This window comes from Flavobacterium sp. FlaQc-48 (assembly GCF_044007335.1).
Lineage (GTDB): Bacteria > Bacteroidota > Bacteroidia > Flavobacteriales > Flavobacteriaceae > Flavobacterium.
Genome location: NZ_JBIPCR010000006.1, coordinates 302,384 through 314,741 on the forward strand (window position 1 = coordinate 302,384; position 12,358 = coordinate 314,741).

Genomic DNA, 12,358 nt, shown 5'->3' on the forward strand with positions numbered 1-12,358 from the left:
TTATTTAACTGTTATTTTTTTAGTTTGATGAATGTTATCCGAAGTACTTCCGATCTGAATTTCAATGGAATTATTTTCTAATTCAAATTGCTGTTTGGCTGTGTTCCAATATTCTAAATCTTTCGCTTTTAAAGTCAGGGAAACATTTTTGGTTTCTCCGGCTTTAAAGAAAACCCGCTGAAATGCTTTTAATTCTTTTTCCGGACGTTCTACTTTTGAATTTAATTGTTTTACATACAATTGAATTACTTCGTCTCCATCTTTATTTCCTGTATTGGTAACAGAAACGGTTACTTTTATTTCTCCATTTTTAGTACTGTTTTCTGAATTGGTTTCAACAGCATTGTATTTGAAAGTCGTATAACTCAATCCGTAGCCAAAAGCATATAAAGGTTTTCCTTTGAAATACATATAGGTTCTGCCATTTCGGATATTGTAATCTAATAATTCAGGCAAATCGGTAATATCTCTTACCCAAGTTTGTGTCAAACGGCCCGCAGGATTATAATCTCCAAATAAAACATCGGCCAAAGCGGTTCCGGTTTCCTGACTGTTTTGCGTCATGTGTACAATGGCCGGAACGTGATCTTGTGTCCAGTTTATCGCATACGGAAAACTGCTGATCAAAGCGACAATCGTTTTAGGATTCGCCTGATACACGAGTTTTATTAAATCTTCCTGCTCCAATGTCAAGGATTGACGATCGACAGCTTCTTTTCCTTCACTAGGAACGGGACAATCTGCCCAACCTGCGTTACAAACCGGGTGATTCCCTGCGATTACAATCACAACATCTGCTTTTTTAGCAATTGAGACTGCTTTGCCATCAATGTTATTTTTAGCGTAAAGAATTTCAACATTGCTGCCCAGTTTATTTTTAATTCCCTGTAAAGGAGAAATGGTATAAGGCGGAGTTCCGCTGTACCAATCCAACAACACTTCATCTGCATGAAGTCCGATTACGGCAATTGTTTTTAATTTGTCTTTTTGTAAAGGCAATAATCCCGAATCATTTTTAAGCAAAACGATCGATTTTTGTGTGGCTTCGAGAGCGATTTTTTTATGTACTTCGGTTTTCCAGGGATCGATTGTATCTTTTTCTGTTCCGATTTTTGCGTATGGATTTTCATCTGAAACGTCTAACATTCCCAATTGAATCATCACCCTGTAATCACCGCGAATAACGGCATCGATATCTTTTTCTTTTAAATATCCGTGCGAAAGTGCTCCGTAAACGCCTTCTGTAAATTCATCCAGAAACTGATTAATTCCTGCTTTTATGGCTGCGGCAGCGCCAAGATATTTGTCTGCGTAATATTTATGATCTGAAAGTAATAATTTGAATGCACCTCCATCGGTACAAATAATTCCGTTTTGTCCCCATTCTTTTTGGGTAATATTTTTCAGCATCGGATGTACCATTGCCGGAATTCCGTTGACTTTGTTGTACGCCGCCATATAAGCGCGCGAACCTCCTTCGACAACGCCCATTTGAAAAGGCAACGCATAATATTCACGCCAAAGTCTTTCATCAAAATCAGATGACGTATAGGTTCTGCCATCTTCGTTGCTATTCGCCAGAAAATGTTTCATTAACGAAGCTGTTTGCCAATATTTGGAATTATTTCCCTGCAATCCTTTTACAAAAGCAACGGTCATGGTTCCGTTAAAAAAAGCATCTTCGCCATAACTTTCTTCGGTACGTCCCCAACGCGGATCTCTTGCGATATCAGCATTTGGCGCACGAACGACTAAGCCGCCACGATGGTATCTTTGAAATGCATAACGTGTTTCGTAACCTTCAACATTCGCGACTTTTTGTAACAAATCAACATCCCAGGTTTCTCCCAAACCATAAGCCTGAGGAAAAGTGGTGGTTGTTACGGGTTGTTTGTTTTTTCCGCCCCATTCTCCCGGTCCGCCAAGTGCTAAACCGTGTAATCCTTCTACATGTCCTGTACCCACAACTCCCAATCTTTTTACCGACGGATTCGTGCTTAAAGCCTGAACTTTTTCATCAAGCGTCATCAGCGATAACAAATTATCAATACGCTTTTCAGTATCTAATTGAGGATTCTGAAAAGGATATTGCTTTTGCTGTGATAACACCAAATTGACCGACAAAAGAAAAATAATATGTAGAAAGAGGTTTTTCATTTAAAAAAATTGTGGTTATTAAACCCGACAACTTTAAAAGGTGTCGGGTTTGAAATTTTTATAAATTATATTTTTTGAAACTAATCTTTATAGTAATAATACCCTGTAATAATAATACCTAACAGGTTTTTAAAACCTGTTAGGATATCTCTTAAATTATAGTTTTTTGAATCTAATTGCTGTTCCTCCTGCTCCGCCTAAATGTAATTTTAGCGAGTCTGAAGCTTTAACGGTTTTCTTTGAAATTGCTACTGCTTCCGGATTGTGTTTTTGATCTGTTCCTGCGGCATCAGCATAAATTTGTGCTTCGTATGTGGCATTTTTATCTAGGAATGACAATGAAATTTCAAGATCTCTTGGGTTTTCATTTGTGATACTTCCTAAAAACCAATCGGCGCTGTTTCTGTCTTTACGAACGGTTGTAATGTATTGACCAATTTCTCCGTTTAATACTTTTGTATCTTCCCAGTCTGTTGGTACATCTTTCAGGAATTGTAATGCTGGTTTTCCTTCGTAATTTTCAGGAAGATCGGCCAACATTTGAATTGGAGAATATGTTGTTACATAAATGGCCAATTGCTGCCCCACTGTTCCCTGAATTCTTTTTCCGGGATAACCTTGTTTTACCTCAACATCAAAAATTCCGGGTGTAAAGTCCATTGGTCCTGAAAGTAATCTTGTAAACGGAATGATACTTAAATGATTTGGCGGATTTCCTTCGCTCCAGGCATTGTATTCCTGTCCGCGTGCTGCTTCTCTCGAAACCATGTTAGGGAAAGTTCTGCGTTCTCCGGTATCTTTGATTGATTCGTGGTATAAAACGGCTAAATCATATTGTGCTGCTTTTTCTAAAATGTATCTGAAATAGTTTACTCCAAATTGCCCGAAGTGCATTTCTTTCATGTTTAATTTAGAACCTACATGACCAATTTTTACGGTATGAATTCCAAGTTTTTTATATAAGGCAAAACCTTCATCAACTTGTTGTAAATAATTAATCAGGTTTGAACCTGTTTCATGATATCCAATTAATTCGATATCTTTTTTCTTTGCATATTCTACTACTTTTTCCAGGTCGAAATTGTCTGCATTTTTCGTAAAACTGAACATGTGCATACGATTTTCATACCAACCCGGTGTCCATCCTTTGTTCCATCCTTCGATCAGTAAATGATGAAATCCTTCTTTTGCCGTAAAATCAATATATTCTTCGGCGTGTTTTGTGGTTGCTCCTTGTTTATCACTTTCCCAGAAAGTATATTTCCCAATGTGCATTCCCCACCAGATTCCTAAATATTTGTAGGGTTTAAAATAACTGTCTGTATTTTTTAGTTTATTTGGTTCGTTAAGGTTTAGAATCAAATATGATGTAATTAAATCTGTTGGTTTTTCTCCAATCTGAATCGTTCTCCATGAAGAGGTAAAGGTATCTTTTACACGCACTTTCACGCCGTCTGACCAAGGCACAAGATCCGATTTTAATTGAGTTCCAACATTGTTTACCAAAGTCATACTCGCAAAATCAATCAGGTTGGCTTCGTGAAAACTTAATGCCAATCCGCTTTTGCTTTCGATTGTTAATGGGGTCAAAACGGTATCCAGTTTACTAACCGGTGCTTCTTCAAATAAATATTCGTCACGGTTTTCTCTGTTGGCCGGAATCCACCATGCTTTTCCATCTTCTTTTAAGTTAAAAGTCGTTTTTTCATCCATAATGAAAATACTGTCTTTTACATTTTGTTTTGGATATACATATCTAAAAGCAACTCCGTCATCGAAAGCACGAAACTGAATTTCAAGTTTACGTTTGTTACCGCTTTTTTGCTGTAACTCTACTACTAATTGATTGTAATGATTTCTGATATTTTTCTTTTCTCCCCAAACTTGTTCCCAGGTTTCATCAAAGGTTGAGTTTTTTACATTTTTGATTTCGAAATTGGAACTGAAATCTTCATTTCCTTTTAGTAAAAATCCTAAATCTGATGGTGTAATCACTTCGGTTTTTCCGTGTGAAACGGCATATTTGGGAGCGTTTTTTACTAACTCAAATTTGATTTTGTTTTGCCCGTTTGGCGAGGCCAGTTCGTAAGCATTTTTATTTTTCTGACTGTATCCAATCGAAACTGAAAGGATTAAAGCGGGAAGAAGCAGGTAATTTTTCATGATATTTTTCTTAATTCATTTTTAATAAATCGGGTGTTGCTTGTGCTTTCACCCGATTTAGAAACTCAACAAAAACTTATTTTTATTCTAATTGGAAATATTTTCTAACACATAGAGACATAGTATTTTGTAATCTTATAACAGGCGTTTCACTTGTATTAACACACATAGCTATGTGTGAAAGTGTGCTTTTTTGTTTACTTATTTAAAGTTTGCAAAATCCTATGTTTCTATGTGTTTATTTTTTTTCAAGCAAATCTGACAGATTAACCAATTTTTAATTTTTTTATCATTTTTTATCCCGTAGGGATTTAATATCGGTAGCAATATCAAGCATCATAGTCATTTTTCCCGTTAGGGAATATACCTGATAAGAACATGTCGTCCCTGACGGGACATTGAAATCGGTTTTCTGTTTTATCTACCGATATTAAATCGCTATGGTATAAAAGCAAATGATTTATTTTATCCACTCTGTTTTTAGAGTTGTTTTTCCGTTTAGTGGGTTTGAAGTTACGTCAAAATTGTTTCCGTTTTTGGTTACTTTTATTTCTTGTACTGTATCGCCGTCCGGTAAAAATACTTTGGCTGTCGCCGAAGTTGTTTTGTCGCTTGCATATACTTTCAAAGTTAATTTACTCCAATCCATATCCTTTGTAGATTGTGCCAACGCGATGTGAGGCAATGCGGTTCCGTCTTTTACTAAAACTACGATTGGCACTTCTCCGGCTTTTATTTTATGCCAGCCTGATTGGTACACTTTTTTGGTTTGGTAATCAATCCATGTTCCTTCCGGAAGATAAACATCTCTTTCTGTAACTTCTTCAAAAAGTGGAGCAACCAACATGCTTGATCCAAATAAATATTCGTTATCAACTAACCATGCTCCCGGATCATTTGGATATTCTACAAATAAGGCACGCATCATTGGTAATCCTTTTTGCGAACTTTCTTTTGCCTGGGCGTAGATGTATGGCATTAATTCGTAACGCATATTATCGGCTTTTCTAAATCCTTCCAGGAAATCTTTGCTGTACAACCACGGTTCGCGCGGAGGTTCTCCGTGGCTTCTTACGTGAGAAGTAAACATCCCGAAAGGCGCCCATCTTCTGTATAAATTCTCCGGTGATTTTGTGGCAAATCCTCCCACGTCATGGCTCCAAAAACTAAATCCGCTTAATCCTAATGAAAGTCCGCCACGTAATTCTGCCGACATTGCGCCGTTTGTAGTTTCGGCATCTCCGCCCCAATGTAGCGGGTAACGCTGAGATCCTGCCCAGGTACTTCTTGCCCAGATTAAAGTATAACCTTTTTCTTTCTGGGTAATTTCGGCTACAGCCTTATTGTATCGTAACGGATATAAATTGTGTTCGTAGAAACCTGTTCTTCCTGAATGATAAATCCCGTCCGGTGGTGCCGCTTCTCCAAAATCAACTTTGAAAACCGAAACGCCCTGATCAAATAAATGTTTCAGTTTTGCCTGATACCAGGTTACCGTTTCCGGATTTGAGAAATCCAATACAGCATCCTCATACGGAAGATTTCCTTTGCGATCTCTTACGGCTAAATTCTTGTCCATGATTTCGTTGAACAAGGTATTCTTCGGGGAAAAATACGGCAATTGCCATAAACACACATGAAAACCATCGTCTTTTAGATCTGACATCATTTTTTGAGCATCCGGGAAGCGGTCTTTAGAAAACTCATAATTGTTTCTCCAGTCTACATCGAACCAACCGGTATCAAAGTGGATAACATCTGTTGGAATTTTATATTTGCGTAAATCTTTAGCTACCTGACGTCCTTCTTTTTCAGAGAAATACGTGATTCTACTCATCCAGAAACCAAATGACCAAAGTGGTGGCATGGCCGCTTTTCCGGTTAAATCTGTGTATTGGTCTAAAACGTCTTTTGGTTCTCCTATAAAGAAAAACAAATCGGCTTCATCATCGCCAATATACATTTCGTTGGCACTTGAATAATATCTTCCAAAGTCAACGGTAATAGGTGTTGAATGGTGCATGAAAACGCCATAACCGCGGCTGCTCATATAAAACGGAACGGGCTTGTACATGGTTTCGTTTTGGATTCCATTGGCATCATCTGTCCAAAGCACTACTTTTTGTCCGCGTTTGTTGAATTGGGTAAAAGATTCTCCACAACCAAATATTTTTTCGTCCGGCTCTAAGCTAAATGCAGCACCCATGCTTCTGGAATAATCGCTGTTTCTGCGCACATACGAGAACGGAAGTGTTGGTGTATAGGTATTTTTAAAATCAGAATCGTGAAGTGTACTTGTTAGTAATTTTCCGGTTTCATCGTAAATTTTTACGTGCCACGGTTTTGTCAAAATCTCTACTCTTCCATGCTTACTGGTATAACTATGACCGCCTTCGATTTTAGAATATTTCCATAATTCAGGGTGATTTGGCGCAACGCCATTAACCAGCATTAAGGATTCTTTTTGAGGATGAAATTGTGGCCCTGAAGTCGTTTTGATTCTGATAGTTCTGTCTGAAACAAACTGAATTTCAAACGGCAATAATGGCGAAGCTTCATATTCTGTAGTTGGAAATTCGTTTGCTGCAACAGTATCAGGTTTCATCATCATGTTGTTGAAGGCCTGACGTGTTTTATAATTGTATCTCAGGTATTTAATCGTTCCTTTTCCTGTTGCAGGATCAAAAGCGGTCAATTCATCAGCGAAATAAAAGGTGTTCAGGTAATTCTGAAAATCCTTGCTGATATCTATTGGAGCATTAAGCACATCTGCATTTTGGATTTGTGCAGACGCTTTTGGCGTTACAAGAAATCCAAACAGGAAGATCGAAAACAATGCGGTTAGTTTTGAGTTTTTCATTGGTTACTAATTCTAGATGTTAGTTATCCTAACAGGTTTCCAAAACCTGTTAGGTATTTTATTTAATATTTTAATAAAAATCTACCCATACCTAACAGGTTTTGGAAACCTGTTAGGAACGTAACTTATTATTCTGCCGTAATTACAATTGTGGCGGGTTTTAATCCATTTGCTTTAGCGGTTAATTCCAGTCTTCCTGTTTTAATATCAGACTGAACAATGACTAAACATTTTCCGTTAAGAGCGGTGTGTTTCGAACCTTTGTATGATTCGTGACTTACCGGATCTCCACTGCAAACGCCTACGATTTTTCCATTTCCTTTTAAGGAGAAATTGATTTCATTATTCGCATTTGGAGCTAAAGTCCCTTTTGCATCGAGAATATCTACGGTTACAAACGACAAATCATTCCCGTCGGCTTTGATAGTGCTTCTGTCTGCTGTTAGTTTTAAGTTTGATGGATCTCCGGCTGTTTTGATTTCGGTTTCCAGAACTGTTTTTCCGTTTTTACGGGAAACTGCTTTTAAAGTTCCGGCTTGAAAAGGTATTCGCCACATCACGTGTAAATCATCTCCTTTTTTGCTGCGAACTCCAACTGATTTTCCGTTAAGGAAAAGTTCAACCTCATCGGCTTTGTTGTAATAGGCCCAAACGTCTACAGTTTGTCCTGCTTTCCAGTTCCAATGCGGGAAAATGTGCAGAACGGTTTTGTCTGTCCATTCGCTTTGGTACATATAATACACATCTTTTGGAAAACCGGCTAAATCTACAATTCCGAAATACGAACTGATGGATGGCCATTCGTACGGAGTTGGTTCTCCGATATAATCGAAACCTGTCCAGATGTACATTCCGGAAAGGAAATCATATTTTTTAATCACTTTCCAGGTTGCTTCGTGTGTAGAACCCCAAGGTGCCTGAACCTGATCGTAAGCTGAAACAGTATTGCCCGGATTTCCTCCTGTAAATTTAAGGTCCCAACGTACCGGCCATTTTTTTATAGTATCCGAAACGGCATCATAATAACCACGGGTTTGTAAACCTGAAGTGGTTTCTGTTGCTATAAAAGGAACTCCGGGAAAATTCTTTTGGTGATATTCATACGTTTGATGCGCATAATTATAGCCAATAAGATCTAAAACACCTGATTTTGCAATGGCATTAAACTGAACATTCTTTTTTTCGAACTGTAACGTTACGGCATCAATATTCATGTTTACCGGCGGATTCATCGCTGCTGTAAGCGGTCGTGTTTTATCGATCAGACGTACAATTCCAGCCAATTCTTTTGCGATTTCAACACCCGTTTCATTCCATTGTTCCGGAATTTCATTTCCAATACTCCATATAAAGATACTTGGGTGATTACGGTCACGACGCAATTGATCTACTAAATCTTTTTCGTGCCATTTGTCCCAATCATTTGCATAATCATATTTGGTTTTGTTTTGTTTCCACATGTCAAAAGCTTCATCCATGACAATGAAACCCATTTTATCACATAAATCCAAAAGTTCCGGAGCGGGAGGATTATGAGAAGTTCTGATTCCGTTTACGCCCATTTCTTTCAGGATCTCTAACTGACGTTCGATGGCGCGCGTGTTGATTGCAGAACCCAAAGCGCCTAAATCATGGTGCATGCAAACTCCTTTGATCTTAACTTGTTTTCCGTTTAAAATAAAACCTTTATTGACATCAAATTTAAAATCTCTGATCCCGAAATTGGTTTTGTACTGATCTACAATTTGATCATCAACAGAAATTTCGGTAACCGCTGTGTACAATTCCGGTTTTTCAACCGACCATAAAATTGGGGTTTCAACCTGAGTCTCTTGTTTGATGGTTTGATTCGTGTTTGCGGCAATTGTTATATTTTGGGTAACCGATGTTACTTTGGTATCTTCTTTAAAAATAGTTGTCGTTACGTTTGCTTTTTTTGAAGCTGAGTTCTGATTCTGAATTATCGTTTCAAAATGCAGTGAAGCTTTTTCGGCAGTAACTTTTGGTGTTGTCACGTAAGTTCCCCATTGTGCAACGTGCAATTTATCTGTGGTTTCGATCCAGACATTTCTAAAAATTCCTGATCCTGAATACCAACGTGAATTGGGTTGTTTTGAATTGTCAACCTTAACAATTATTTCGTTGTTTTTGTCTCCATAATTTAAATAGGAAGATATTTCATATTGAAAACCAATATATCCGTTTGGGCGTTTTCCTAAATAATGTCCGTTTACCCAAACTTCGCTGTTTTTGTAAACGCCGTCAAAAGTAATTGATGTTATTTTTGTACTGTCTTCTGCAGCAACTTTAAATGTTTTTTTATACCAGCCTAAACCTCCGTTAAGGGCTCCTCCTCCATATCCGGCAGGGCTTTTTTCGTCAAATTTTCCTTCGATACTCCAATCGTGAGGAACGCTTAACGTTCTCCATTTGGTTGAAGCGCCAATAGTATCTTTGTCCTGTATGCTATCATTTAAATGAAAACTCCAATCTGAATTAAAAGAGACTTTTCGGTTAGCAAAAGCATCTTCTTTTTTAGTACAAGCCCCCAATAAGATAATTCCAATGAGCATTACTGAGGCCAATGCTGTATTTAAGTTTTGTCTTTTATGCTTCATTTCGAGAGATTTTAGTTTTTATGTAAACAAATATAAACATACCGATAGGCGACTGTTTCAATCCCCTACCGGTTGTTTTATACTTTTTTAGTCATTATGGCTTTAGCTTGTAATGAAAAACGATCAGACAAATTCCTTCTCCAGTTCTACTTTTATCTCTAATTACACCTAATCGCAATGATGTTGCAGTAAGTTCCACTACTTTTACACTGTACCAATTGCTTACATCACCGTAATAATCTCCTCCGTAAAGCATTTCTACCCCTCCGTTAAAAGCCAGTTTATTGTTGGCGATATCAAACGAGTATGTTCCCGTTTTGTTGGTTTGTGTTTCATTGGCAATAGCAGTTTGTGTTACTTTTGTATTGTAACCACCGTTTAGGTCAAAATGCATTTCACCCCAATTTTTGTTTGGCATTACCCAGGAATTACTGGCGTAATCCGGAAACCAGTTCCAGTAATCAGAACCTTTTGGATTATATGGAAAATCTAATCCGGCCCAGCCAACCGGGTCTACAAAATCTAACACCCATGTTTTTCCGGCTACTCCATTGGTAAGCATTGCCCATTTTGGATCCCTGAAATAGGTTTCGTCATTTTTTGCAATATCTACAACTACCGGTGCTGCCTCTACAGAACCTCCTCTTGTATAAGCGGTGTAGTAAATGGTATATTTACCGGCAAAAGGAAAGGTAACCTGATCATCGCTTTTGTTAGAATGTCCCAGTTCGTTACCTGTTGCGTCAACATATTTCCAATACGGAATTACAGTTGGATCTTCGTTTTTTAACGTTACTTCGTTTGCATTGGTCGCACTTTTTGTTACCGAAAATTTAATGGTTTCCGGTGTAAGTGTAACTGCCGGCAAACTATCGCGATCTTCTGCAGGCTCGCAGGAAAATAATCCTGAGCTGATGGTTAGTGCAGCTATTATGATATATAATATACGTTTCATAGTGATTTGTTTTTAGTTAATTACCAGCCTGGATTTTGTGTGATCGTACCGTTTGAAAGAACTATTTGAGATTGTGGTAATGGTAACCACCCCAAAGTTTCGGTTCTAAAAGTTACATTAAATTGAGAATCAGTTGCTGAATTGTCTATTGCAGCTTTTGCAACATCAACACCTTGTCTGATTAAGTCAAAATAACGTTGCCCTTCCAGCGCTAATTCTAAACGACGCTCATTCATAATAACTGCTTTTGAAACAGTTAATCTATGTGTTGTACTTTTAAAAGCACGGTCACGAACTTTGTCTAAATCGGCTTGAGCCAATGCACCATTTGTACCTAAATTTAACTCAGCTGCCATTAATAATACATCGGCATAACGAATAATAGCGTAATCCTGGTAATTATCAATTTGGAAATTTCCTCCGTTTGCTTCTACAACTGCTGTTCCTGCTGCATCGGTGATCGGACAATATTTTTTCCATGAATAACCTGTGTATTGACGTTGTTCTCTGGCTTCGGCATTAAAATTTAAACCTTCACCTGCATAATTAATAATTGTAGCATCTCTGCGTGTATCTCCTGTTTCATACGCATTGTACAATTTTGGGTTTACAGTTGCTCCGCCCCAACCTGTTGCATATCTTCCTATTGATCCTCCACGAGGTGCAATATTTACCTGAAAACGGTTTCCTTCATTTAACGCCCAGTTTCCTTTTCCTGAACCGTTAAAACGAACAGCCCAAACCATTTCGGTATTGTCTTCTCCTGCAAAATTTTCAAATGAAGCTGCTAACCAAAGATTGGCAAAATCAGTAACCAAACCATGTCCGCTGTTACTCACAACATCATTAATATAGGTTGTAGCTTGTGCTTTAGTCACTACACCGGCCAAATCAGCTTTTTTGTAATAATCGGTGTAAAACAAAAAGGTTCTGGCCAAATAAGCTTCGGCAGCCCATTTTGTAATACGTCCGTAATTTGCATTTCCTTTTTGGGAGTAATTATCATTATTCAAATTATCTGCAGCAAATTTCAAATCGTTAGCGATTAAAGCATACGTTACCTCAGCACCTTGTCTTGGCAATTGAAACTCAGTTGATTTAATAGTATGATCTAAAGGAACAATGTCTCCAAACATTTTAGCGGCCTGAAAATGGAAGTGCGCTCTTAAAAAACGAGCTTCTGCTTCGTATCTTGTTTTTAGTGCTGTATCTGTTCCCCAGTTTATTTTACTTAGGTTTTCTAATAAAATATTGGCTCTGTAAATTCCTAAATAAGAATTTTTCCAAACATCTGCATTCATATCTTTATTGGTCACGTATAAAAAACGGTCCCATTCGATATCTGCCTGTGCATCGGCAACGCCATATCCTCCAAAGCAATCATCAGATGCCTGCTCGCTAATCAATAAGGGTCCGCCGTAAGCTTCACGTTGTAATACATCATAAATTGCAATTAGTCCCTGATAAGCATCATTTGGGGTTTTATAAAAATTTTCTTCAACCTTAGTTGTAGAAGGTTCTGTGTCTAAAAAATCAGTCGAACAAGCTCCTAAAACGAACAAGCTTGAAACAGCAAATAATTTTATATATGTTTTCATCGTTTTC

At 37.8% G+C, this 12,358-nt stretch carries 6 protein-coding genes; all 6 read right to left on the reverse strand.

Annotated features, from left to right (window positions below; genetic code table 11):
• Entirely contained in the window at positions 1-2,157 is a 2,157-nt protein-coding gene (locus tag ACHRWY_RS12685) for a glycoside hydrolase family 3 C-terminal domain-containing protein (RefSeq protein ID WP_395355041.1), read from the reverse strand.
• 156 nt (positions 2,158-2,313) lie between these two features.
• Positions 2,314-4,320: a glycoside hydrolase family 97 protein gene (locus ACHRWY_RS12690; RefSeq protein ID WP_395355043.1), complete on the reverse strand. Its 2,007-nt coding sequence runs from the start codon at positions 4,318-4,320 to the stop codon at positions 2,314-2,316.
• Positions 4,321-4,780: 460 nt separating this feature from the next.
• The gene (locus ACHRWY_RS12695; protein WP_395355045.1) at positions 4,781-7,180 is read right to left on the reverse strand and encodes an alpha-xylosidase; all 2,400 of its coding nucleotides are present in this window, start codon (positions 7,178-7,180) and stop codon (positions 4,781-4,783) included.
• A gap of 128 nt (positions 7,181-7,308) precedes the next feature.
• Positions 7,309-9,798 carry a glycoside hydrolase family 2 TIM barrel-domain containing protein gene (locus ACHRWY_RS12700; protein ID WP_395355046.1) on the reverse strand — a complete coding sequence of 830 codons (2,490 nt, stop codon included), beginning with the start codon at positions 9,796-9,798 and terminating at the stop codon, positions 7,309-7,311.
• A 94-nt stretch (positions 9,799-9,892) separates the two neighbouring features.
• Positions 9,893-10,753 (reverse strand): hypothetical protein, encoded by an 861-nt coding sequence (locus ACHRWY_RS12705; protein WP_395355048.1) that lies wholly within the window; start codon positions 10,751-10,753, stop codon positions 9,893-9,895.
• A gap of 20 nt (positions 10,754-10,773) precedes the next feature.
• The gene (locus tag ACHRWY_RS12710; protein ID WP_395355050.1) at positions 10,774-12,351 is read right to left on the reverse strand and encodes a RagB/SusD family nutrient uptake outer membrane protein; all 1,578 of its coding nucleotides are present in this window, start codon (positions 12,349-12,351) and stop codon (positions 10,774-10,776) included.
• Between the last annotated feature and the right edge of the window lie 7 nt (positions 12,352-12,358).

What these genes read in the sequence shown, in the direction of transcription:
- ACHRWY_RS12695 (WP_395355045.1), bottom strand. Translation starts at nt 7,180, where the DNA reads ATGAAAAACTCAAAACTAACCGCATTGTTTTCGATCTTCCTGTTTGGA.
- ACHRWY_RS12690 (WP_395355043.1), bottom strand. Translation starts at nt 4,320, where the DNA reads ATGAAAAATTACCTGCTTCTTCCCGCTTTAATCCTTTCAGTTTCGATT.
- ACHRWY_RS12705 (WP_395355048.1), bottom strand. Translation starts at nt 10,753, where the DNA reads ATGAAACGTATATTATATATCATAATAGCTGCACTAACCATCAGCTCA.
- ACHRWY_RS12700 (WP_395355046.1), bottom strand. Translation starts at nt 9,798, where the DNA reads ATGAAGCATAAAAGACAAAACTTAAATACAGCATTGGCCTCAGTAATG.
- ACHRWY_RS12710 (WP_395355050.1), bottom strand. Translation starts at nt 12,351, where the DNA reads ATGAAAACATATATAAAATTATTTGCTGTTTCAAGCTTGTTCGTTTTA.
- ACHRWY_RS12685 (WP_395355041.1), bottom strand. Translation starts at nt 2,157, where the DNA reads ATGAAAAACCTCTTTCTACATATTATTTTTCTTTTGTCGGTCAATTTG.